18 protein-coding genes and 1 riboswitch are annotated in these 25605 nt (G+C 47.8%); of the genes, 12 read left to right on the top strand and 6 right to left on the bottom strand.

The features are described from left to right. Window positions 1–91: 91 nt before the first annotated feature. The 6 genes from deoD to B9Y93_RS22820 all read left to right on the top strand — a co-directional run bounded on the left by deoD (window position 92) and on the right by B9Y93_RS22820 (window position 7031). The gene (gene deoD / locus B9Y93_RS22845; RefSeq protein WP_085498617.1) at window positions 92–799 is read left to right on the top strand and encodes a purine-nucleoside phosphorylase; all 708 of its coding nucleotides are present in this window, start codon (window positions 92–94) and stop codon (window positions 797–799) included. Window positions 800–868: 69 nt separating this feature from the next. Next, window positions 869–2170 carry a pyrimidine-nucleoside phosphorylase gene (locus B9Y93_RS22840; RefSeq protein ID WP_085498616.1) on the top strand — a complete coding sequence of 434 codons (1302 nt, stop codon included), beginning with the start codon at window positions 869–871 and terminating at the stop codon, window positions 2168–2170. 346 nt (window positions 2171–2516) lie between these two features. Further along, window positions 2517–4217 (top strand): multicopper oxidase family protein, encoded by a 1701-nt coding sequence (locus tag B9Y93_RS22835; protein WP_085498632.1) that lies wholly within the window; start codon window positions 2517–2519, stop codon window positions 4215–4217. Between the two features lie 129 nt (window positions 4218–4346). After that, a complete protein-coding gene (locus B9Y93_RS22830) occupies window positions 4347–5054 on the top strand; it encodes a response regulator transcription factor (protein WP_097676368.1) in 708 nt (235 codons plus the stop codon). Further along, the gene (locus tag B9Y93_RS22825; RefSeq protein WP_085498615.1) at window positions 5051–6439 is read left to right on the top strand and encodes a sensor histidine kinase; all 1389 of its coding nucleotides are present in this window, start codon (window positions 5051–5053) and stop codon (window positions 6437–6439) included. Before B9Y93_RS22830 ends, B9Y93_RS22825 begins: the two co-directional genes overlap by 4 nt. A gap of 217 nt (window positions 6440–6656) precedes the next feature. Continuing rightward, window positions 6657–7031 carry a hypothetical protein gene (locus B9Y93_RS22820; RefSeq protein ID WP_085498614.1) on the top strand — a complete coding sequence of 125 codons (375 nt, stop codon included), beginning with the start codon at window positions 6657–6659 and terminating at the stop codon, window positions 7029–7031. A gap of 252 nt (window positions 7032–7283) precedes the next feature. Here the strand turns inward: B9Y93_RS22820 and B9Y93_RS22815 are convergent, their stop codons facing one another. Then, window positions 7284–9731, bottom strand: a complete 2448-nt coding sequence (locus B9Y93_RS22815; RefSeq protein WP_085498613.1) for a glycoside hydrolase family 38 N-terminal domain-containing protein — start codon at window positions 9729–9731, stop codon at window positions 7284–7286. A gap of 68 nt (window positions 9732–9799) precedes the next feature. After that, window positions 9800–11920 carry a DUF5054 domain-containing protein gene (locus B9Y93_RS22810; protein WP_085498612.1) on the bottom strand — a complete coding sequence of 707 codons (2121 nt, stop codon included), beginning with the start codon at window positions 11918–11920 and terminating at the stop codon, window positions 9800–9802. Window positions 11921–12101: 181 nt separating this feature from the next. Here B9Y93_RS22810 and B9Y93_RS22805 point away from each other — a divergent pair, with 181 nt between their 5' ends. Next, window positions 12102–12971 carry an AraC family transcriptional regulator gene (locus B9Y93_RS22805; RefSeq protein WP_169026423.1) on the top strand — a complete coding sequence of 290 codons (870 nt, stop codon included), beginning with the start codon at window positions 12102–12104 and terminating at the stop codon, window positions 12969–12971. A gap of 176 nt (window positions 12972–13147) precedes the next feature. Next, a riboswitch (Fluoride riboswitch) is annotated at window positions 13148–13209 on the top strand. A gap of 76 nt (window positions 13210–13285) precedes the next feature. After that, window positions 13286–14620 (top strand): voltage-gated chloride channel family protein, encoded by a 1335-nt coding sequence (locus B9Y93_RS22800; RefSeq protein WP_085498630.1) that lies wholly within the window; start codon window positions 13286–13288, stop codon window positions 14618–14620. Between the two features lie 287 nt (window positions 14621–14907). Here B9Y93_RS22800 and B9Y93_RS22795 read toward each other — a convergent pair whose 3' ends face one another. From B9Y93_RS22795 to B9Y93_RS22780, 4 genes are all read right to left on the bottom strand, one after another. Continuing rightward, complete coding sequence (locus B9Y93_RS22795) at window positions 14908–15135, bottom strand: hypothetical protein (RefSeq protein WP_085498606.1); 228 nt, start codon at window positions 15133–15135, stop codon at window positions 14908–14910. A gap of 6 nt (window positions 15136–15141) precedes the next feature. Continuing rightward, window positions 15142–15351 carry a DUF3006 domain-containing protein gene (locus B9Y93_RS22790; protein WP_085498604.1) on the bottom strand — a complete coding sequence of 70 codons (210 nt, stop codon included), beginning with the start codon at window positions 15349–15351 and terminating at the stop codon, window positions 15142–15144. Between the two features lie 190 nt (window positions 15352–15541). Continuing rightward, a complete protein-coding gene (locus B9Y93_RS22785; RefSeq protein WP_085498602.1) occupies window positions 15542–16798 on the bottom strand; it encodes a glycosyltransferase in 1257 nt (418 codons plus the stop codon). Then, window positions 16795–17400, bottom strand: a complete 606-nt coding sequence (locus B9Y93_RS22780; protein WP_085498600.1) for a TetR/AcrR family transcriptional regulator — start codon at window positions 17398–17400, stop codon at window positions 16795–16797. Before B9Y93_RS22780 ends, B9Y93_RS22785 begins: the two co-directional genes overlap by 4 nt. Window positions 17401–17679: 279 nt before the next feature. On the opposite strand from B9Y93_RS22780, the gene B9Y93_RS22775 reads away from it, so the two are divergent. The 4 genes from B9Y93_RS22775 to B9Y93_RS22760 all read left to right on the top strand — a co-directional run bounded on the left by B9Y93_RS22775 (window position 17680) and on the right by B9Y93_RS22760 (window position 25563). Then, entirely contained in the window at window positions 17680–18627 is a 948-nt protein-coding gene (locus B9Y93_RS22775) for a carbohydrate ABC transporter permease (protein WP_085498598.1), read from the top strand. Beyond that, window positions 18627–19481 carry a carbohydrate ABC transporter permease gene (locus B9Y93_RS22770; protein WP_240967918.1) on the top strand — a complete coding sequence of 285 codons (855 nt, stop codon included), beginning with the start codon at window positions 18627–18629 and terminating at the stop codon, window positions 19479–19481. The genes B9Y93_RS22775 and B9Y93_RS22770 overlap by 1 nt, the downstream gene beginning before the upstream one ends. Window positions 19482–19658: 177 nt before the next feature. Beyond that, window positions 19659–21035, top strand: coding sequence for an ABC transporter substrate-binding protein (locus B9Y93_RS22765; RefSeq protein WP_085498596.1), 1377 nt, complete (start codon window positions 19659–19661; stop codon window positions 21033–21035). A gap of 124 nt (window positions 21036–21159) precedes the next feature. Further along, window positions 21160–25563, top strand: a complete 4404-nt coding sequence (locus B9Y93_RS22760; RefSeq protein WP_176229012.1) for a polysaccharide lyase family 8 super-sandwich domain-containing protein — start codon at window positions 21160–21162, stop codon at window positions 25561–25563. Window positions 25564–25605 lie beyond the last annotated feature (42 nt).

Here is a 25605-nt window from a genome sequence, read left to right as displayed (position 1 = left end):
CTCTGTAACTCAAGAATAACAAAATCGCTCAAGGCTGACGGATTTCATTCCGTTTTGTGCCTTGAGCGAAGCGAAAGGAATGGGTATAACGATGAGTGTTCATATTGGAGCAAAGCAAGGCGATGTGGCAGAGACCATTCTGCTGCCGGGAGACCCGCTTAGAGCGAAGTATATTGCAGAGACGTATCTAGAGAATATTAGCTGCTATAACGAGGTTCGCGGCATGCTGGGCTTTACTGGAACCTACAAGGGCAAGCGCATCTCCGTTCAAGGAACAGGGATGGGAATTCCGACGACAAGCATCTATGTCAATGAGCTTATAAGCGAATATGGCGTCAAGAATCTGATCCGAGTCGGTACATGCGGAGCGATGCAGGAGCATGTGCATGTGCGTGATGTTGTGCTGGCGCAAGCTTCATGCACAGATTCAAGCATGAACCGTCATGTGTTCAAGGACTATGATTTCTCTCCTATTGCAAGCTTCTCTTTGCTGAAGTCAGCCTACGAGAAAGGAACGGAAAAAGGCTTGAAGCTGCATGTGGGCAATATATTCAGCTCGGATATGTTCTACCGCGATGACAAATCAGTCGTGCAAAAGATGATGGATTATGGTGTGCTGGCAGTCGAGATGGAGACCACTGCAATTTATTCGCTCGCTGCTAAGTTTGGCGTCAATGCCCTTACGATTCTGACGGTAAGCGATCATTTGATTACGGGAGAAGAGACGACAGCAGCAGAGCGCCAGACGACCTTCAACGATATGATGGAAGTTGCGCTTGAGACCGCTCGCGCTATTTAATCGACAACTGAATCTACAGCATATAGGCTTATAACAAAACGAGCTCATAGGAGACAGGAGGATTTAACGATGAGAATGGTAGACGTAATTGCGAAGAAGCGCGATGGCAAGGAATTGACGACAGAAGAAATCAACTTTGTAATAGAAGGCTATACGAAAGGCGACATTCCCGATTATCAAGTAAGCGCGCTGGCGATGGCGATCTTTTTCCAAGATATGACGGACCGGGAGCGGGCGGATCTAACGATGGCGATGGTCAATTCCGGAGAGACGATTGATTTGTCCGCTATTGAAGGCATCAAGGTAGACAAGCATTCCACAGGCGGCGTTGGCGATACCACGACACTGGTATTGGCTCCGCTCGTGGCTGCGCTGGATATTCCTGTGGCGAAGATGTCCGGCCGTGGACTCGGACACACAGGGGGCACCATTGACAAGCTGGAAGCCATCGAAGGCTTCCATGTGGAGATCACGAAGGATGAATTCGTAAATCTGGTCAACAAGGACAAGATCGCCGTTATCGGACAGACCGGCAATCTGACGCCTGCCGACAAGAAGCTGTATGCCCTTCGTGATGTGACAGGCACAGTCAACTCGATTCCGCTGATCGCAAGCTCGATCATGAGCAAGAAGATCGCTGCGGGCTCGGATGCGATCGTGCTCGACGTGAAGACAGGAGCCGGCGCCTTCATGAAGACGGTTGAAGATGCCAAAGCCTTGGCGCATGCCATGGTTCGCATAGGCAACAACGTGGGCCGCAAGACGATGGCTGTCATCTCTGATATGAGCCAGCCGCTTGGGCGTGCTATCGGCAACTCCTTGGAAGTTAAGGAAGCGATTGATACGCTTCGCGGCCATGGTCCAAAGGATCTGGAGGAGCTGTGCTTGGCGCTTGGGCGTCAGATGGTCTATCTTGCAGGCAAAGCAGATTCTTTGGAGGATGCAGAGGAACAGCTGAAGCAGGTTATTCATAATGGCAAGGCGCTGGAGAAGTTCAAGTCGTTTATTCAGCATCAAGGCGGCAATCCAGATGTCGTTGACGATCCTAGTAAGCTGCCGCAAGCTTCTTACTTGATCGAGGTGCCAGCGAAGCAGGATGGAGTCGTGACAGAGATTGTAGCGGATGAGATCGGCACGGCTGCGATGCTGCTTGGTGCTGGGCGTGCGACGAAGGAATCTGAGATTGATCTTGCAGTGGGCTTGATGCTGAACAAAAAGATCGGGGATGCCGTCAAAGCAGGAGAGTCGCTCGTCACCATTCATGCGAATCGCGAGAATGTCGAGCAGGTGATCGAGATGATCTATGCCAATATTCGGATCGGCGATCATGCAGAAGCGCCAGTACTCGTGCATGACCTTGTGACAGAATAACCGTTATCTTCGCAGCTGCAGATAGTGGATCATCCATCGGATTGAATAATTAAACAAACAGAAGAATGATCAATCGTGAAAGAAGACCTCATGTTCCACTTTAGAGTGGAGGTGAGGTCTTTGTGTGTTATGGGGTTGGTGCGTATCGCGAATGAAAATGCAAATACAAATACAAATGTAAATGAAAATGCAATAACATAAATCACAAAAAAGAGAAAATCTTCATACTTTCTCCACAACTGTTGGTTATCTTATTGCCAGTAGGACATCTTTGGGCTGCGAACGGGCATGGGAAGGCGATAATGATAAATGACAGTGTTGGAGGGATTATAGTTTGGCAATCTCAATGAAGTTCACAACGTTTGGCTTAATGGCCGCCTTGATGGTTGTGCTTGCAGGCTGTACAGATGATCAAGCCTCGAAGGAAAGCAGTACTGCAGCTCTGGAACAGGAGTCTATGGTAAAGGTGAACACGGTTATGGCTTCTCCGGTTGTAGACGCGAAGGCGTACACCATCATTGCGAAGAAGGGCATGCTGCCTGTACATGATGATGTAACCTTGCCTGTATGGTCTTTTAATCAGGCGATTCCGGGTCCTGAGCTCCGTGTCCAAGTCGGAGACACCGTGAAGATTAAGCTGCAGAACGAATTGGAGGAACCTGTCTCGATTCACTGGCATGGTTATCCAGTGCCAAATGCGATGGACGGCATCCCAGGCGTAACACAGGATGCGGTGGCGGCAGGCAAGGAGTTTGTGTACGAGTTCAAGGCTACCATTCCCGGTACCTATTGGTATCATTCCCATCAGGACAGCGTCAATCAGTTGGACAAGGGCTTGTATGGCTCCTTTATTGTCGAAGATCCCAATGAGCAATATGATCGCGATTATACGCTTATGCTGGATGAATGGATGAGTCAAACCGCTGTAGACTCCGCTTCGGAGGAGAAGCGGGAGGAGGAAGGCCATGCAGCGATGGAGGGAATGGATCACGGTAAAGAGCCGCAGGAGCAGTCCCATTCTTCCGACATGAATCATGATGAGCAGCAGGTGAATGAGGGCGGTCATAACAATATGAATCATGGTATGACGGGGCAGAATGAGGAACAGGCAGCAGATGGCGAGCATGAAGAGGGCGGCATGGATCATAGCGGGATGAACATGATGAATATGGAAGGCCATGACATGAGCATGTATGACCTGTATACGATCAACGGCAGAACAGGCGACAGCACTTCTAAGCTGATGGTTAAGGAAGGCGAGAAGGTGCGTCTTCGTCTAATTAACGCTGGGTACATCACACATCGGATGCATCTTCATGGGCATGAGTTCAAGGTGATCGCCCTTGATGGTCAGCCCGTCAATAGCCCTGCCACGATCTCGGATCAAGCGTTGGCTATTGCGCCTGGTGAACGTATCGATATTGAATTTGTCGCGAACAACCCTGGATCGTGGTGGCTCGAAGAACATGGAAGCGATGAGCGAGTAAAGGGCATGAGAACGCTCATTCAGTACGAGGGGGAAGAAGCGGCAGACCGCTCGAATGCAGATGAAGTGCTGCCGGAGTTCGATCCTGTCTTGTACGGCAAGCAGGCCGATACGAAGTTTACGTTGAAGCAGAACTATGACCAGCAGGTCCACATGGATCTCGATACAGCGATGAAAGATGGCGAGATGGTCTATACGATCAACGGCAAGGTGTTTCCCGACACGGATCGCATATCCGTAAAGAAAGGTGAGAAGGTCATGGTTACATTCGTGAACCAGTCTATGACCGAAGATCATCCTATGCACCTGCACGGGCATTTCTTCCAAGTGCTGAGCAAAAACGGCAAGCCGCTGCAAGGCTCGCCTATGATTAAAGATACCCTTAATGTTAGACCGGGAGAGACGTATGTGGTGGCCTTCGAGGCAGACAATCCTGGGGATTGGATGTTTCACTGCCATGATCTTCATCATGCCTCAGCCGGAATGGTGACAGATGTACAATACAAGGACTACCAGTCCAATTATGTGCCTGACCCTCTTGTAGGCAATAAACCAGAATAGAATGTGTGCGATCAGTTGATGCAGCCTCTGTATGTGGAAGCAGGGGCTGTGTTTGATCGGTTAGGCATATCGGAGGCTCTTCTGTTATTGTAAGAGTATAAGCTACATACAACAGGATGGTGATTATTTTTGTCGCAGCCTCGATTATTACTTGTTGATGACGAATGGAATATGCGGAATTTGCTGCGTATTTATTTTAAAAAGGAAGGCTTTGAGATCAAGGAAGCCTCTTCTGGGCATGAGGCGCTGGCGATTATTCAGCAGCATCCTATCGACATTGTGATCTTGGACATTATGATGCCAGGCATGGATGGGTGGGAGGCATGCCGAGCGATAAGAGAACACACTCCAGTGCCCGTTATTATGCTGACAGCACGTTCAGATACGCAGGACAAGGTTCAAGGGCTTCAGATTGGAGCCGATGATTATGTAACGAAGCCATTTGAGCCGGATGAGCTTGTGGCAAGAGTTCGTGCGCTGCTGAGACGATCCTCCTTAAGTCAGTCGGCAAGGGACGAAGCTCAGATGTTGCCATTTGAGGGCCTGAAGATTGATCCAGAGGCGAGAGAGGTGTACGTTCAAGGAAGGAGAGTGGAGTTCACGCCGAAGGAATTCGATCTCTTGCTCCTTACAGCAAGACACAGAGAAAGAGCGTTTTCACGCGAGGACTTGGTCATTCGGTTGTGGGGCTATGAATATAGCGGCGATTCTCGAGTGGTGGATACCCATGTGAAAAATATTCGTGTGAAGCTTCATCGTGCGGGTCTTCCCTATTCTCCTTTGCAGACGGTGTGGGGGGTAGGATATAAATTCCAAGCCCCAGGTGCTGCTTTATGATGCGCAATCGGATTGGCATCAAGCTGGGCGTATTGATTACAACAGCCTTTTTGATTGTGCTGCTGTCGCTTGGCACGATGGTATATCAGGTATTCTCCAATTTCTATCATATTGAGATGAAGACAGAGGTATCGGAGTTGACCGCGCATTTTGTTGCCATGTGCGAGGAGACGAATCCAACCTCGGAACAAATGATGTCTACCCTTGCGGACTTTTCGAATGTAAGCATGTTCTATGTGCAGGCAGATGGCCAGATCGGCTTTCATTCCGGCCCTCATGATCCGCAGGATCGTTCCTTTATTCGTACAGAGGACCTAGCTCTCCTCTTCAAGGGAGAAGCGATAAGCTTGTCTCATACCGATCCTAGTGGGGAAGGGTATCTGGTGGTTGCTCAGCCTCTGAAAAAGGACGAGACAATCCACGCGGCGATCTATGTGATGGCTTCAACGAAGCATTTGGATGAATCACTTCATTCGATACGCAAGCTGCTTCTGCTCTCCGGAGCAGGCGCATTTCTGCTGTCGCTTGGGATAACGTGGATTATGGCCTATATGCTGTCCCGTCCTCTATTGCAGATGCAGCAGGCGACAAAGAAGATAGCTAGCGGCGAGCTTGAGACGAGAGTCCATGTGAACAGCAAGGATGAGGTCGGTTATTTGGCGGAAGCGATCAATGACCTTGGGGTGGAGCTGAAGCGGTATCGGGATAATCGACAGGAATTCTTCGCGAATATCTCTCATGAGCTAAGAACGCCGATCACATATTTAAAAGGGTATGCGAAGGTGCTTCAAGACGGTATGGTGGATTCTGAGGAAGAGCAGCAGCGCTATCTGGAGATTATTCATCAGGAGGCGCTGCGGATCGAGCATTTGGTGAATGACTTATTCGATCTGGCCAAGATGGAAGAAGGGCAGATTGACCTTTACAAGGAATGGGTTAATCTTGAGGAACTGCTGGAAGAAGCCATGCGCAGGGTGGAACTGAGTGCGAAGGACAAGGGAATCGCCCTTCATCTTAAGGTGCAGGCAGATCTCCCCCTTGTTTATGCGGATGGAATGAGGCTGGAGCAAATTGTCATGAATTTGCTTGAGAATGCCATTCGCTATACCGAGCGCGGGGAGATCGAGCTGTCGATTAGCCACGATGATGATGAGGTAGCCGTTAGGGTCAAAGATTCAGGTATCGGTATCCCGCAAGAAGAGCTTGAGGAGATCTTCGAACGCTTCCACCGTGTAGAGAAATCTCGCTCAAGAGAACATGGCGGATCAGGCCTTGGCTTATCGATTGTGAAAAAGCTGGTGGATCTCCACGATGCGACGATACAAGTGCAAAGTACATTGGGGATAGGGACGACGTTTATCGTTCGGCTGCCAAGGGAGCAATAACTGTTGCGCGCACTTAAAGAATCATGATTATGATCTCTTCCTATGTCAGGGGTTCACAATGTGTCGAAGGTGTGAACCACACAATTTCCACACACTTTTCGTATAAGCTTGAACTATGTTCCACTTGTCACAATCAGATAAGCGGTAACGAGAGATGTGTGCGACGATGATAAGCCTGATCAACAACGGCACATTAGACATAGGAGGGTGAATCATAATGAACAAAAAATGGTTTGCTGCACTTGGCGTAACAGTGCTCACTTTAGGAATTGGAACAGCGGCTTTTGCTGATGGCATTCAACCATTTTCAGGCCGTGGCATGCAGGAGACGCCTTCATCGATGATGGAGGATTATCCGAATATGAATGCGGATGAGATGCTTCGCTTCATGGAAGAAAGACAGATGGATGCAGCGGACATGCGTGCTTATATGAGGGACAATCAATTGGATGCAGATGAGATGCGGGATTATATGAAGCAAATTCATCCGGACACAAGCGATGAAGACATTGACCGCATGTACAATTACTGCCACGGAGACAGCGATTCAGGCCGCGGCATGATGGGTTACCGCAGCTCCATGATGCGCTAACAGGACAACACGCGATCAGCCTTCGATCCAGCCCGAGCATCTAAAGTGTGCGGATGCTGGATTATTATTGAATTATTGCGGAGATAGAGAGATAGGCCAATTGCGGGGATGCTCGACAGCTCGCTCTTATTGATCTATAGGTTAATGATAAAGAAGACTTTAGCAATTCTGCTGCACGGCAGGCCGCTAAAGTCTTCTTCTTTTTATAAGGAAAGCCAAGCTTTTTACGATTATGAGACTAGCGCTTGTTTCTTACTTTGTTCTCCATGCCAAGAGGCCGTTATTCATGCTCTTGCAAGCCAGAAGAGCGGCTTCCGGTGTGCGATAAGCCTCTCCCCAAGCTACCAAGTATCGGAATTCGTAGAATCCGCCCAGTGTCGCTTTGAAGTTGGTCTCCCAGTAGTTGTTCATTGGCCAAGAATAGAGATGGCCTGGATCATGGGCCAGCTTCTCATGACCGCTTAGCAGACGATGCTCGTATTCCAAGGAACCAAGCTGAAGAATAGAGGCATCTGGCATCGCTATGACGACCCCTGAATCCTCGCTCACATAGGCGGCGCCTTCGTCTGCACAGTAATAATCGGCTAATGAGCCAGGCAGTTGATCCACTCGTGGACGGAGCAGCGCGCCGCACTTATCGAGCCACAGCTCCTCTTTTTTCTCAGCTGCTGCACTTCCGAATGGAAGCGAGATATACAGGTTCTCAGGGTCCCATACGCTGTCTTTATGCATGCGAACAGCAACGTCAACGCGTGGACGATCTGAATACACGGTAAGCAGCAGAGAATAGTGGCTGCATCCATCTACTTCATAGGTCAGCTGAACTTTTCCGTACACATCGCCATGCTCAATCACTTTTGCATCAATGAGGGCCCCTACCGATACGTGCGCATCCGCCCCTCTTCGGTTGCGCCCCATTCTACGGCGGACATCGTACATCCCGTCCACGCCAACTGCGCGAGTCACATTATAGACTGGGGTAAACGCATGATGGTTGCGATCTTCGCGCAGCAGGTCCTTTTGCAGCGACTTATCAAACCAGCGGGTGATGCCATCGCCTCGCTTCCATTCAATCCGCACATAATGCGTCTCGACATAGGCAGGCGTGATTAGAACCTTCTGCACCTGCGGAGGGATAATGTCCATCATGCGGTCAGAGCCGACATAATCATTGCGATACGCTGTTACAGGCTTAGCGGCTGCTGTTGGTTGGACATGCAGCGTGATTTCGTTCTTTGCTTCAAGCTTCACCGGAACGGTAATGATAAGGCCGCGCGGCGCACTGACGAGTTGTGCTGGATATGTCTCCTGAGTCTCTTCGTTCACGACCTTGAAGCCATCTTTGATCAGGTCATGGTGCCAATGCTCCATAATCAGATAAGCATATTCAGTTTGGGCATAATCATAAGGATTGTGAACCTTGAAGGTCATGGGCCTTCCTGGCGCAAGCAGGGCATCTCCCTTGGCCTCCAAGATGTCATACAGCGCCGTATGCGCCAACGAGCTGGCATTGGCAGCATAGGCTTCCTTTCTTACGCCAAGCTCTTGCACGAAGGGATTCCAAGGCTCGGTAACCGAGGAGTGGTATCCCCAAGTATGCTCCGCAAAGAGAGCAAGCTCATATTCAATAGCCTGCAGTCGTTCTTGTGAGATGAGCTGCTGCTCTGGATCAAGCCGCTTAATCTTATGATAGACGCGCTGTGCCTCGCGGAACACCTGCACATGCATGGGAGTTGTCGCCGTTCCATCTGTCCACCAATCCGGCCAGTCGCCGCGATAGGACGGAATGGAGTCAGGATGTGCTTCCGCATACTGTCTTAGCTCGGTAAAGAAATCATCCAATGTCGCGGGTTGAATATAAATATTCTCGCCATGCTTCTTGTTCCAAGCGTGGACAAATTCCATGACAGCAGCATTAGGGGAGCTGTTGTCTGTCGGCAGCCCAGATACCATGACAGGTACAAATGGATAATCGTAACCATCTTCTGCTAAGCGATCCAGGTAACGATTGATGCGCAATTCTGCCGTTTCGAAGGTTACGCCCTGACGTGTATCGCATTCATCACGGATCGTATAGGAGCCTCCGATTCCTGGAATAAGGCCGATATCGTTGCCGAACATGTAATGCTCGCCGCTCCACGTCAGGATGCGGTCTCCTTCTGGTGTCTCCCACCAGAAAGGCTGCTGCTTGTTCCAGACAGGATACATGGAATGGTGTGTGTGAATGCATGTCATCAGATTATGAATGCCTGCATCGGCAAGCACTTGGCTGTAGCCCCAGCCATACCCCGTAATATCGGCAGTCATCGCCGAACGCACAGGAGCTTGAATGGATGCGCCGTAATCCGTAATACGCTTAATCATGGCAGTGAGGGTCTCTTTGCTGATTTGTTCACTAAAATTAAGATAGGACCCGGACAAGCCAATGTAGCCGCGCTGAACAGCATGCATAAACGCTGTTTTCTCTTGTTCGGTTGCTTTATTTAAAAAGGACTCCACTGGCCAAAACGTCTCGCACACCCACTTGTAGCCTTTCCAGTCAGGGCGCGTGCCGTTCTCGATATCTCGGACGATGGCTAATGCTTGGCGAATGAAACCGACATGGTACTGCTGAATTTTCTCCTGGCGCTCGGTATAGCCGACATCAGTATGAGAATGCTGAATGACAAAAATTTTCTTAGGTGCTTGTTGAGTAGTCATAATGGTATTCTCCTTTCAAACGATTCTACGATGGGTTGATTTCTTATAGGTTATATGTCTTGATGTCCTTATTGATAAGAATGAAATTGCAGCTTGAAGCGGAAGGCCGCATCCTCCTCATACCATGCAGGGAAGTTGGTCCCCCATACATTGTTGTGCAGGTTCACATGCATTCCGCCTGCAGGAGAAGCAAAGGTATGGTCGAATTGCAGCAATCGGCGCTCACCAGGGCATACAAGCGCTGCATCCAAGATGTCGATTGACACTTTTCCATCGGCGCCATGATAGCAGACCCCTTTATTGACAGCGTGCATGTTACGATTGCCCCCCTGCAGGACCTCGTGTGGCGAGATTAACTGTCCCAGCTTGTCGAGCTTCCAGCGGTAAGGGTTACCCACCCGTGGATTGAAGGTGACCCAAGACGATTCAGGCAAGCGATAGGCATCCTTATCGAACCACTGCAGCTTATATTCAATCGTCTCCGTTTTAGTGGAGAAGCGATACTCCACTGTGATTTCACGCGGAGCTCCAAGGCGCTCGCTTGCCTGCTTCGGCATGTGGAGCACCGCATATACGATATCCGCTCCCTCTTCTTGCTTATAATGAAGCGTCTTTAGCTTAGGGGTGAATGTTTCGTGCCTGATCCATGCTTGGGTTAAGTCCATCCCTGGTTTCCCAAAGTCTCCTGTAGCCCACACATGCGTGTGCTTCCAGCGAACATGGTATTGACGGTACCAACGGTCATAATCCTCTTGGGAGTAGGTCTCATAGACAAACAGCCCAATTGGATGCAAGGCATCAGCCCATGCCTTTCCTTTGCTGTCCGTAAGCCCGATGATGGAGCCGTCCTCTGCAAATACGACTTGGAATCTTCCTAATGGATAGGACTCTTCTGGTGCAAGAGGCTTCGCATCATGCGAGAAGACGCATCGTACAGGCTTTAAGGCAAGCAGTGCCGCTTCTGCTTCTTGCTGCCGAGAGGGATGAAGCTTGGCAATGGCCTTGCTTACATATTCTCGCTGTTCCTGCCATGAACGTTCCATGAGACTATAGGAGCGAGCTTCGAGCTTATTCTTCGCTTCGTCGCCGAACATCTCATGGATCTCTGCGGTTGAATTGTGCTCGTAGAAGCGATACTCCAGCGGATTTAAGTGAACATCCACCTTATCCTGCTGTCTTGCCCGCTTAAAATCTTCCTTGTCATAATGTGCATAATCCGTGAGATAACGCTTAATATCCACGCCCCATGTATGTTCTGCGACCATGATCAGTTCATCTAAGAAGGTTTGGTACTCGTCATCCATTGTGGATAAGCTTCCTTCAGCAAGCCATTTGTTCTTAAGGCGAAGCAGCTCGCGATAGGCTGCCAGCTTGAAGGGGTCGGTAGATGATCCATGAATCCAACTGTCCCCGATCTCCTCATCGACAACTGGCAGGGTATGGCGAATGGCCCATACCTCGTCTGCGAATTGATCCAATGTTGAGGCTTGAATAGAAGCATTCGGATAGATCTCTTTTAGCTTCTTGAATTCTTGCTCAATCTGCTCGACTGAGGATGGTCCATGATTGTCATGGGTATGGGCAAAGTACAGAATATCCTCTAGCCCTTCAACTTGAATCGTATCCCCATAATCTTTGCTGTACTGCACGACAATTTCGGTGCCGTCTTGATTTCTCCACAGGAACAACTGCGGCACATGCGGCACATGGCTTGAAGCATTAACGCCAAGGTGCAAATATTTGATGCCGGCATTGGCCATTTGCGTAATCATCGACCTTGTATGCCCAGGCACATCGGTCATTTTGGCGGCGATGGTACGAGTGCCGAATTGCTGGTCCAGCCTCGTAGACATGCTGATACCATACTCAAGCAGCTCTGGATCAAGGAGCTCCGTGTAGGTGGTGAACGGGAGCCCGTGCCATTTGAGATATCCTTTTTGTATGGCCGTTTCAACCTGCTGCTGTTGCTGCTTCGTTCCATATTTCAACACATAATGAATCAGCCATGAGCCTGTTGTCCAGATAAAGGAGCCTTTCTCTTGATTCGCTTCAAAATATTCAGCATTAGCAATCGCCTTTGGTATAAATACATTCAGGTATCGTTCGACTACATGCTGGGCAAGGTCTGTATAGCCGATGTCCAGATGCGTTTTGAACACCACATGGACTTGGCTTGTCTTACTCGACAATGTTATCCCTCCATAAAATCAGTGTTTTCGCAAGCTTTGCTTGTAAAGAGCTGCTTCTTAGAGCTACTAGTTAGTAGCTAACCTCATCGTACGGTTTTTTATCTAAATTGACTTTTCAATTCGTATCTAATAGGATCAGAAACATCAGGGACTTATGCTGGAGCTAAAGGAATGGGTGATCATGTTTTTACCTGCTAAAAATGAGCGCTGGGTGTACCATGCCGGAGAACGCCACGATTTGCTGTCCATCGAAGAGCTTGTTCTATTTGGATATGATCATTTTCAAAAGGCTGCGCCTTTGACTAGCCATGCCCATGAGCAGGCGTATGAATTTGTTTATGTGGAACAAGGCGCGGTGAGTTGGGAAGTGGATGGGGAGAACTTTCATACGCATGCCCAGCAGGTCTTTTTTACACGTCCAGGAGAGCGGCACCGTGCGAGCATGGATTACATCGGCCCCTGCACGATATGGTGGATGATTATTCGGGACCCCATGTGCGATGAAGGCTGGTTAGGCTTGGAAGAGCGGGATCGAGGAGAATTTGCACGCCTATTAAAGTATCATCCGCGAGTTAGCGCTGTAAGCAAGGGAATTGTACAATTTTTTGAACGGCTAAGAAGGCTTTTGGAGCAGACTGAGCCTGTCTTGCTGGAATTTCAAGTTCGGCACAATTTATTGGAGATTTTGCTGCAGCTGATGCATACGCCGCATTTTATTTTGCGCTCGCCGGATATGCATGAATTTACGGTAAGGCTTACTGCAATGATTCAAGCGGATCCTGCGCTGCGCTTAACGAATGCGGAACTGGCGGCGGAGGTGGGATTAAGCGAATCTCACTTCTATCGTGTGTTTAAGGAAACGAATGGACAATCACCAACTGCCTATATGGAAAGAGTGCGCATGGATTGCGCCTGCAGGCAGCTTAAGCATACGAATGCTTCGATTACCAGAATTGCGATGGACATGGGCTTTAAGACGAGCCAGCATTTTGCTACCGTGTTCAAAAAATATATGGGCATGACGCCGAAAGAATGGCGGAGGCAAGAGTGATGCGGCCCTTGCTCTCAAGGATGGGCTCTAGCAGATGGCGTAAGCATAGAATGCCCGTTATGGACAGATACTTATAAAAAAACGGGCTTCATTCATCCAAAAAAGGCTGGCGGAGATCGAAATCAGTGAATCTTCGTTATTGACGCGGGGCAAGTTATTCACTACAATAAGCCTATCATTATATAGGCGATGGAGTTCGCCGTATAACCGCCGCGAGGCTAATGACTCCTACCAGAGAATTCCGTTCCCTGGTAGGAGTCTGTTTGTTTTTAGGCGTATTCTTGTGAGAAAGGATCGATAAGGCGATGAAAGCAATGAGACAAAGATGGAGAATGCTTTCGGATAAGTGGGTGCTTGCTGCTCTGTTTGGAACCTTAGTAAAATGGCTGGTGCTTGGAGGCGGCGTCGGCATCTTAGCAGGGACGGCGTCAGCCTTCTTCTTAAAGGCCTTGGATGCTGTGACGGATCTCCGAATGGAGCATACATGGCTGTTATTTTTCCTTCCTTTAGGCGGGGCACTCGTCAGCTTCATGTATATGAAGTATGGACAGAACAGCGCCAAAGGCAATAATCTTATTTTAGAGCAAATACATGATGGGAAAGAAACGATTCCGCTTCGGATGGCGCCTCTTGTGCTGTTTGGAACGATTATTACGCATTTGTTCGGCGGGTCGGCGGGCAGGGAAGGAACGGCCGTGCAGATGGGGGGAAGCCTTGCAGAGTGGCTGGGCAAGCTGCTTAAAGTGAATCCGATTGATCGGAAAATTTTGCTCATCTGCGGGATTAGCAGCGGCTTCGGTTCAATCTTCGGCACCCCGCTGGCAGGAACAATCTTTGGCCTTGAGGTGCTTGCGATCGGGCTGATCAGCCATGAAGCGCTGATCCCGGCTTTTATTGCAAGCTTTGTTGGTCATGTGGTGACGAGCTCCGTATGGGGAGTTAGTCACATTCATTACTCCATGGGTGAAGTGCCCGCCATATCAGCTATGGTGCTGTTTAAGGTGGTGGCGGCCTCCATTGTATTTGGCCTCGTCAGCATTTTGTTCAGTGAACTGACCCATGCCCTGAAGAAGATATACAGCCGGCTGTTCAACAATCCGATGATCAAAAGCGCGGTAGGCGGCTTTATTATCATTGGCCTCGTTTATCTGCTTGGAACAAGAGATTACTTGGGGTTAGGCATTCCGCTTATTCAGGATTCTTTTGCAGGCGAGGTGACACCGTTTGCCTTTCTCGGCAAGCTGGTGTTCACAGCATTGACCTTAGGAGCAGGCTATCAAGGCGGAGAGGTGACGCCGTTGTTCGCGATTGGAGCGACGCTTGGACATTCATTAGCCGGGATTCTTCAGCTCTATGCGCCATTCCTGGCGGGGCTTGGCTTTATTGCTGTATTCTGCGGGGCTACGAATACGCCAATTGCCTGCTTCTTGATGGGAATTGAGCTCTTTGGTGCGGACGCTGCCATTTATCTGTTCATTGCTTGCATTGTGAGCTACTTGTTCTCAGGTCATACGGGCATCTACACCTCACAGCTGATTGGAGTATCCAAGAGTCAGCGTCTGACTATTCCGGAGGGCTCAACGCTGGCCTCAGCTAAGGAATGGCGGAAGCAGCGGCGCAAGGCGGGCAAAGCTAAGGAACAAGCGTGATTGGAGCATGCATCCCGCTGGCGATCGTTCTACTTGCTGTGAGAAATGAAGAGAAGAGGGGGAGAATGATTCTGGATTCGAGCGTGATGCTTTTCTGCAGCCAATCATAATTCTCGTTCAGTGTCAGAGGTACCCCATTCTGCTTAGCTCGGGTGCAGCTAGCGCTGCATGCATGACCAAACAGCCCACCGGTGAAAGGAAAGCACCGGTGGGCTGTACATGTAGGTTCGCTCATTCGAGCTTTGTGAAGCGGACAGCTCATGAGCACATGCGATTTTCCACAGCTATTACTCGTCGATGGGAGCTGTGCTTACCTGAAACAGGGTCATGTCTCGATAATAGCTGGTTGTCTTGCTTACGTTTTTAATCCGAACTACCTCAGGGGTGTATTTGACGATAATGCCTCCGTCAACAAAGCAATATACCCCTGCACTGTCTTCCTGCCAAGCCTCGACATAGGATTGTGAGAGGGCAGCAGTAAACAATTCAATATCATCTACAATCATTCGATTCATATACTTTCAAACCTCGGTACGACCTGCTTCATCGGCTTCTCGCTTGTAAGCATCGGTCGCTTCTTTGTCTAACGTGATTTTATTTCCTTCTATTAATACAATATCGCCTACCTGAGCATCGATAGGAAGCAGATGCTTTGGATATTCGATGGTATGATCATCCACTTTAATGGTCGCAATGTCACATTCGAATAGTTCAATCACTCCGCGTATCATCTAATCACCTTTCTATTGAAAATAAGAGGACACCTACTGGATATGTGTACTCTTGATTATGATTATCGCATATTTTGCGCACAGCGTGTTTATAAACTTTAATTAAAATGTCCTTTCCTTTGATCGTTATAAGATAATGATGCATAGCATCTAAGAAGAACATGCTGTAGATCAGATTGATTCTATCATTCTATGCTCTCCTTGATACCTGCTGCTCAATATAGTCTACGGCGACGGATACCCCGTTTTCTTTATGAATTAAGGCAGCCAATTGCTTGGCTTGCTGCTGCATGGCGGTGTTGGTTGTCATGTCGCGAATTCGATCGGACAAGCGTTCGACAGACATCTCCTTCTCGCGCAGAGGTGCAGTCGCGACCCCGAGCTCATGCATTCGCCGTGCCCAGAATGGCTGATCCCCTGAGAATGGGCTGATGAGCATTGGCTTGCCTGCTCGCAAGCCTGCAGCGGTTGTGCCTGCTCCACCGTGATGGATAATGCCTGCCACCTTCTCGAAGAGCCAGGAATGGGGCACCTCCTCTATGCCGATCAACAGGTCATCATGCGGCACAGTCATTCCACTCCAGCCGCTGATGATGACAGCGCGCTGCTTCGTTTGGCGGCACGCTTCTTGCAGCAAGTGGAGCATGCGGCCAGGTTCTTTCAAGGGCATGCTGCTATAGCTAATGGCAATCGGCGGATTCTCGCTATCGATCAAGCCAGCAAGATCTAGAGGAGGCTCCCAGACCTGCTTCTCCTCCAAATACCAAAAGCCGCTCATGCATACATGATCCTGCCACGCTGGATCAATCGGCATTACGCTTGGGCTGCATCCATATAGAACAGGCACCGGACGACCATGCAGCTGCAAGGTATCCGTACCTGTTTTGCGCTTGGGCAGCTCTAGCATCTGCTCCCGCCATTGATTCACAGTGCCGATGAAGCTAGCGGTCATATAACGATTTATTCGGTAGCTTAATTGATTCAGCCATGCTAAGCGGCTTGAAAAGGGAAGAATCGGATTCGTGAAAAGCCCTGTCGGCGCGATGATCGGCACTGGGTGGGAGGCAATCATGGGAATGCCGAGCTTCTCAGCAATATCATAGCCGCCGAGTGCTTTCGGATGGCAAAGAAGCACGTCGGCGTCTTGGCTGGCAGACCACATATCTTCCAGCATCGTTTTCATCATGGGGAGCACTAGCTTCTTCATATTGCTCATAATAGCAAGGGGGTTCCCGCCTAGCATGCGCTTGCCTTCTTCAGACTGCGTAAGAGCCATCATATCGGCTCGCATCGGCCTGCATGCAATGCTATAACTGCGCACAAAGGGTGTAAAATGAGCTGATGTGCAGATGGACGCCTTATGCCCCCGAGCTTGGAGTTCTCTTGCCAATGCCACGAAGGGCTGAACGTCACCTCTCGTGCCAACCGTTATGATGCAAATATTCATGCTTTCTCCTCCTCCTGAAGGTTATACACCCCGTACTTCAGCATATCGATATAGACCTCCATCTGAAGGGAGGGGATATCGGGCTGCTTCCTATCGGCTTGGTTGGACATGAGCTTTAGAAGTATCGCTTCTAGCGCCGTCATCACGAATTCGATGGCAAGCTTCATATTAATATCGGCTCGCAGATGCTTGCGGTCGACTTTTTCTACCAAGAGAGGGATGGACATCTCCTTCCATTTTTGCTGTCTAGCCTGCAGCTCATCACGCAAGGCCGATGGGGAATCGAGAAATGCCTTTGCCACAATCCCGTACCGGATTGGTTCTTCTCGAAATAGCTGTATTTTCAGATCAGATAGCTGCTGAAGCGCTTCGAATAGATCATCAGACACGTTATTCATCTGAGAGACGAGCTTCTTATAATAGTGCTCAATGCAGTCATCTACAATGCTCAAGTACAACGTCTTTTTATCTGTATAATAATGAAACAAAATTCCTTTGGACACGCCCGCTGCCTTCGTGATCTGATTCGTGGAGGCTGCTTCAAAGCCTTTGTCATAAAATTGTTGCAGGGCTGCATGCCATATTCGCTCTTTCTTCTCCATGATGAGAGGACACCTTCTCTCTTGTATTGTGAACTCAAGCAATCCATGTCAGTGCCATCATAATCTGCATTGACCAATATAGCAATAGTGGTCAATATAAGGGGCGACCATGCAGCGCACACGGGGCTTTTATCTCAAGATATAGGCGCATTGGCTGATTAGGAGGTGCTCGCAAAGGTCAAAATTTTACTCTTACATGGTCATAATCCATCCTTTGTTCACTCTTGTCTGCCGATTATGATGAAGTCAACAACATTACAAGTTGAGGTGACATTATAAATGGAACGGACAGAGATAAGTTATCAATCACCGAAGCAGCCGGTGGTGAGCAGAAAGAAGAAGTTTTGGACACCGCAGAGAAAGGAAGCCTTGATTGGGTGGTTGTTTCTAATGCCGGAGATCGTGGGGATGCTTCTGCTTAACGTATTTGCCCTCGGATTTTCATTGTATTTGAGCTTTACATCTTGGGATTTATTATCTGGATTATCCGGTATTAAATTCTCTGGCTTGCAAAACTATATTCATTTATTTCAAGATCCGACGATATGGAAGGCGTTAAGCAACAACCTATTTTTTACGGTATTAACCGTGCCAGTGCCAATTGCAGTTGCACTTGTGCTGGCGGTTGTTATACACAGCAAAGTGTACTTTAAAGATTACTTCAAAGTAGTATTTTTCATCCCTTACATTTCCTCGATTATCGCTGTAGCAGCGGTGTGGAGCGTTTTATTTCATCCTTCGCTAGGTCCTATCAATCAAATACTAATGGATCTTGGTGTATCAAATCCGCCGAAATGGCTCGTTGATCCGAAAACCTCACTAATTGCGGTCGCTATGATTAGTGCTTGGGCAGGGCTCGGGTATACGATCATTATCTATATCGCTGGATTGTCTAATATTTCTAATGAATTGTATGAAGCAGCAGACATTGATGGGGCAACAGGAATGAAGAAGTTTTTCAAGATCACGATTCCGCTGCTTCGGCCAACCACGTTTTTCCTGCTTATTACGATGCTGATTGGTTCCTTTAAAGTGTTCGATATTATTTCTTACTTGACCGAAGGCGGCCCTGATAATTCATCAACGGTCATTGTATTCCGCATCTATCAAGAAGGTTTTGTCAACTATAATATGGGCTATGCATCGGCGATATCCTGGCTGTTATTTGCGATCATCGGGTTGATTACAGCGGCGACATGGAAGATGCGTCAAGAAGAATCATTTTAATGGAAAGGAAGAGTGTGATGCTAAGTTTATCGAATAGAATTTCTAAGATTATCGCGACAGTGTTCATGGGGGCTCTATCCATTTTATTTATCTTTCCATTATTATGGATGGTATCGTCAGCGTTTAAATTCGAAAAAGATGTGATGCGTTTCCCCATTGAATGGATTCCATCTTCAATCAACGTTGTGAATAACTTTAAGGCGGTATGGATGCAAAATGTACCGTTTGCACATATTTATTTGAATTCCATTAAAGTGGCGATTATCGTGACATTAATTTCGCTAATTATCTCAACAATGGCAGCTTATTCATTTACAAAACTAAAATTTCGCGGCCGCAACCTCGTGTTTACTATTTTGCTCGCCTTGATGATTATCCCAGATCAAGCAACGCTCATTCCTCGTTTTATGCTTGTTCGCTGGATGGGGTTGTATGACACCCATGCGGCCATCATTTTGATGAGTATGTTTTCCATTTATTTTACCTTTTTATTGCGTCAATTTATGGCTGGTGTGAGTGATGAGTATATGGAAGCTGCTAGAATTGACGGAGCAGGACATCTGCGTACATTCACTTCGATTATGCTTCCGCTCTGTCGTCCTGTCATCGCAACAGTAGCGATCATTAAGTTCATCTGGTCATGGAATGACTATCAAAATCCGTTAATATTTTTGCAGTCTAAATCACTGTATACCATTCCGCTAGGCATGACATTGTTTAGAGATGATTACACGACCAATGATGCGATTATGATGATGGCAGCCGTGTCTGCGATTATTCCTCTGCTCATTGTGTTTATTGTCTTGCAAAAACAAGTTATTAATGGGATTGCTCTTGGTGGCGTTAAAGGTTAAGGTATATGGATTGTCGGGATAGGGAAAGGCCCTTTCTGAAAGGTCAAAATCGTTATCGTACAAGCGCAAAATTATACACGCTAGTCATTGGCGAAAAATTATATACTGACACTGTAAGCGCTCACAAAGATTTAAAAGAAGACAATACTATCATTTATATTAGGGGGAAGTAAGCATATGCAGAATAAAAGAAAACGTCATTTTCTCATTTCCACATGTATACTGCTGACATTAATGGTGTTTGCAAGTGCTTGTGGAAACAAAGCTGCTGACACGCCAGCACAATCGGACGGCACGGGAACGAAGGAAGAAGTAACGATCAAATACTATAACTGGGATAATGAGGCTCAAGAAGGGGCTACAGATGCCATGCTGCGCGAGTTTGAAGCAGCTAACCCTGGCATTAAAGTTGAACATGTCGTGCTCGTTCCAGGTAATTCATTAGAGATGTTGAAGAAATTAGACTTTCTAATCTCGTCAGGAGATGAAGTTGACGTCGTTCAATTACCAAGCTCATCAGCGGTTGTTGAAAGAGCCGTTCGCAGTGCATTTACGCCGCTAAATGAATTCTATGATAAAGAAGGCTTGAAGGCGGAAGATGAATACTATGTCAATCCGCAAGTAGACGGCAAATATTACGGCATGCAGTATACATCCGGTTATACGTACGTGATGCTTAATAAGGATGCGTTGGATGAAGCTGGCTTGTCAGTTCCCAAATTCGGCTGGACATGGGATGACTATCGTGACTATGCGAAGAAGCTAACAAAAGGCGAAGGCGTAGATAAACGATACGGGACATACTTCCATACATGGGAGTTGTACATGAATGGACCGGCGCAAACCGTAATGAAGGATCCGTTCCGCTATGACGATGGCAGTACTATTCTGTCTGACCCAACCTATCCGTACTTCTTCCAGCTGCGCAAAGACATGGAGAGTGTTGATAAGTCAGCGAAGACTTACGCGGACGTACTAGCAGCGAAGCTCAACTATCGCAGTGAATTTTTCGGCGGAAGTGCAGCGATGATCATGTCAGGCAGTTTCACAATTCCTGATCCAGGTAATCTTGAACAGTACCCACATGATTTTGTGACGGCTTTCGCGCCAGTTCCTTTGCCTCCACAGAATGCCTTGCCAAAAGAATATGAGGGCGGTAAATATTTTGTTGGCGGTTCACAATTAGCAATGGGTTCGACAACGAAGCATAAGGACGAGTCGTACAAGCTGATGAGATTTATGTCTACTGCAGATTCTACCAATAGACAAGAGTTCTCTGGCTGGAAGAAAGCAGACCAATCAGCATTGTTGGAGCGCATGATCGGTAACAATACAGATAAGTACGATGTTGAATCGTTAAAATACACGTTGTTTGGTGATGACATTCAGTATTTGGATGCTTCAGAGGTGCTAACCATTTCGACTTCTGACTTAACAAAAGTAATTAATGACGGCTTTAGCAAATTCATGCTTGGCAACGACCCAATTGACAAAGTACAAACATGGATGGTTGATGAAGCAACGAAGATTATTAATGAGAAAGAGAATAAGTGATAAGTAGGATGTAACACGATGAATAGCCATTAACTCTACCAAGGCGTCTCTATACCCATGCTGAATGAAGTGTCAATAATGGGAAAGGGGCGCCTTTGGGTCATTATGAATGGGAGGGAAAGGTTTGAAGAGATTACTAAGCTTGTTACTAGTAGCTGCGATGTTGGCTGCTTTTATACCTGTTGGTTCTGATGTAGCGATGGCCTTAGAAACTGGTGATTCCCAAGCGACCTCTGTAATCAATTTATTTCCGAATGGCGATTTCGAATTAACGGCGGCGCCAAGCGGCACCTGGACGCAATATACGGATACGAATCCTGCACCTGTTAATTGGGACACATGGATTCCTATCGGTTCTGGTAAGCCGGCCGGTAGAACTGTAAGCGTGACGATGGATACGTATAATCATTATAGTGGCCAGCAATCGCTGCTGATTGATGCTTCCAAGACGAGTCGCGTATCCATTAATGCGAAGGCACCCGTCGAGGCGGGTAAGTCGTACCGCTTGCAAGTGTGGTACAAAACCGAAAATGTTGCAGGTGGCAGCGGCGTTTATTTTCGCAGCTCCATGCTGAATTCTTCTGGTGCAAAAATCATAGACGGTCCTACTTCAACGAAGGTGTATGGTACGAACGATTGGACGATGCAGCAAGTCTTTATAACGGTGCCAGCTGGTGGCGCCAAATATTTTGTTGAATTATTTTTTGAAAATAGTACCGGCAAAGTGTGGTTTGATAATGTTCGGCTTGAGGAGTATGACGGTATAACAGGATTAACGCTTGAACCAACAGCCATGATGATGACGGCTGGTGAGACTAAATCCCTTACAATGAAACACACTCCAAGTAACCTGCAATCCCCCCAAGTAATCTGGACGAGCAGCGATGAGAATGTCGCGACGGTTGATAACAATGGTCATGTCACAGCCGTTGCTGCGGGTGTAGCAACGATCACTGTTGCTACAGAAGACCAGACGATAAAGGCACAGAGCAAAATTGGTGTAGATTCTGCAGAAACGGCAGCTGCTTACGCCCAATTGCGTGAACGCTGGAAGCAGAAGTTAGTTGGAACAGCAGATGCTGGCCTTGCTGCTGATCCTGCCATTCAGGAACTAGTAGCTGAGATGGACAATAGTGTATCGAATCCCTCTAATACTGGCTATCTTGATACACTTAGCGCTAATGATGGAAGCCGCATAACCTTATGGTCAGATCTTACCGATAGCGCCGACACAAAGGTGCAGCATGCCAACAACATCGTTAGTGAACTTACTCGCATAAAGATAATGGCAAGCGCTTACAATACAGCGTCTTCGCGTTTTTATCACGATCCACAGCTGCGCGATGCCATTATTGGCGCTCTAGACTGGATGTATGCTAAGCGCTATAACGAACATTTCTCCTATAATAGCAGCAGCAGCTGGTGGGGATTTGAAATCGGTGCGCCGCAGCTGCTAAATGATTGTTTGATCCTGATGTATGAGGAATTGAGTGATCTGCAAATTAGCAATTTTATGCGGACGATTGATAAGTACTGTCCTGATCCAACCAAGCGGGTGCAAAATGGAAGCGTTATCGAGACCGGAGGCAATTTGCTGGACAAAGCGCTCGTCGTCACTTTGCGCGGCGTCATTGGCAGAAATAGCGCTAAAATTACGCAAGGACGGGATTCAATTGGTTCAGAATTCAACTATGTCACAAGTGGCGATGGCGTATATGAAGATGGATCACTGGTGCAGCATGCGAATATCGCATACACCGCTGGGTATGGTGCAGTCTGGCTCAGCCGTACGGCGGACATCACTTATTTGCTCAACCATTCACCATGGCCCGTGACGGACCCGCGTGTCGCTAACATTTACAAATGGGTAAGTGATACGTTTGAACCGGTTATTTACAAAGGACTGTATATGGATATGGTTAACGGACGAGGGATTTCCAGAAGCAGCTCGGGAACAGCTCGCAGTACCATTGTTGCCCTAGCAAGTTTGGCAGAGGGTGCACCACCAGAAATCAGCGCTACTATTCGCAATATGGTTAAGGAATGGGTAAGCAAGGATACAACCTTTGACGATTACTACAAAGGCTTGCCGATTTATAGTGTGATGCTGCTGAAGAACGTAATGAATGATGATACTGTTGCAGCGCGCGGTGAGATCTCGCGAAGCTACATGTTCAACGGCATGGCACGGGTTGCGCATCATCGTCCGAACTACGCTTTTGGGCTAAGTATGTTCTCAGACCGCATTTCTGCCTTTGAGATGGGCAATAAAGAGAATGTAAAAGGCTGGGATACCGGTCTTGGCATGACGTACATCTACAATAATGACTTATTGCAATATCGCGATGGATTCTGGGCGACAGTTAATAGTTTCCGCTTGCCTGGCACGACGACAGACGGCTCTGGAGAAGGAAAGATGCCGGGCGAATGGGCTTACTATTATAATACGGAAAGCCATGTTGGCGGTGCAGCATTGGATCATTTGTACAGCACAAGCGGTATGAATTTCTCGTTAAAGAAAGTTACGGGCAGTGATCTAAGCGGCAAGAAATCATGGTTCATGTTCAATGATGAAATTGTTGCACTTGGTGCAGATATTCGTAAAACATCGGCTGCGACAAAACCGGTAGAAACGATTGTTGATAATCGGAAGTTGAACAGCAGTGGTGATAACGCATTTATGATTAACGGTGAACAAGTGCCTACAGCATTGGATTACGAAGAAGATATGAACCATGTAAACTGGGCGCACCTGGAAGGTAATCTTGAAGGTTCGGATTCAGATGTAGGCTACTACTTCCCAACTGCGCCTACTCTACATGTCGTTCGCGAAGCGAGAACAGGCTCATGGTATGACATTAACAACGGTCAATCGCAAGATGAGCTGACACGCAACTATGCCAGCATCGCTTTTGAACATGGGAATAATCCTCAAGCAGCTCGTTATGAATATGTGCTGCTTCCCGGTAAGACGGCAGCACAAACACAGGCTTATAGTGAACAGCCAGCAGTAGAAGTGCTGAGCAATACCTCAACCGTACAGGCTGTGAGCAACAAACAGCTTGGCATCACCACTGCGAATTTCTGGAGTGCGGATTCTGTGGGGGGCATCACCGCCAAGTCTGCTGCTGCTGTCATCATGCGAGAAGACAATGGCGAAGTGAAAATTGCGATATCGGACCCTACACAAAAGCAAAGCACGGTGACGATTGAAGTCCAGCAACAGGACTTGACACTGCGAACTGCGGACATGGGAATGGAAGTCACACCGATAGAAGGCGGAATTCGCATCGATGTCAACACCTCGGGTTCTCTTGGTAAGACGTACACGGCAGCATTTGATCTTAGGAAACCCCACAACATCATCGTGGAAGGTGCAACAGCAGATAAGCAGACAGCTGCGCAAGGTGAGACCGTAACGGTGACGCTGGATATGCCAGCAGGTCAAAAGTTCGACAAGTGGATTGTAAATCCAGCCGGCTTGACGCTAAACCAAGATACAACCAATATCAACGTTTATACATTCGTTATGCCTGATGAAGCTGTTACATTAACAGCAGCGTATAAAGAGGCTGCCATTGTTGACGAAATTGCACCTACATGGCCGACAGGAGCGCAATTAATAGCTTCAAGCGTTGGAAGAACCAGTCTAATGCTTACATGGCAAGACGCAGCGGATGATAGAGGGGTATCAAGCTACAAGATTGACAAGAATGGTCATGAGTTCATTCGATTACGAGGCAATATCACGAGCTATGCGGTTAGTGGTCTTTCGCCGAACACGAGTTATCGCTTTGAGGTTAAAGCAGGCGATGAGGCAGGAAATTGGAGTGACGGTATTCGTGTAACGGCAACGACAGAAGCTAGCTCTTCGAGTGGAGGATCGACGCCTTCACCGGACCCAGAACCGACAACACCAACGCCAACTGAACCTACTGAACCAACTGAACCAATAGAACCAGTGGAACCTACGGAGCCAGAAACGCCAAAAGTAGCTTTGTCTGATATCTTGAATCATTGGGCGAAGGCCTCCATTGAAAAATCAGTTGAGCTCGGGTTTGTAAAAGGCTATGAGGATGGAACGTTCCGACCAAATGGCGTAGTAACTCGCGGTGAAGTGTCAACAATGTTGGCAAGAGCGCTAAAATTGGAGCAGACGAATACACAATTTGAATTCTCGGATCAAGACCAAACGCCTGCATGGGCACAATCCTCCATTCAAGCCCTTGCTGAAGCGGGTTATATTTCGGGCTACAAAGATGGCACATTCCGCGCGAATCATGACATCAGCAGAAGTGAATTCGTCGTTATGATTGTTCGTGCAATGGGTCTTGAAGTAAATGATCATGTAACGTCGACATTTGATGCTGCAGATCAGATTCCAGTATGGGCAAAACCATACATAGCAGCCGCTGCGGAAGCGGGTCTGATTAAAGGAAATGGAAGTGGTAAATTTAATCCAAATGCTCCTATAACTAGAGCGGAAGCCGTTACTTTAATACTAAGCATGCTGCATGATGTTAAGTAAGAGATGTCAGATGGCTCCTCTAAGCTGCAGCAAACCTTGACT

It is taken from the genome of Paenibacillus aquistagni (assembly GCF_900177815.1).
GTDB classification, from domain to species: domain Bacteria; phylum Bacillota; class Bacilli; order Paenibacillales; family Paenibacillaceae; genus Paenibacillus_B; species Paenibacillus_B aquistagni.
This window is presented reverse-complemented; position numbering and strand designations above follow the sequence as displayed.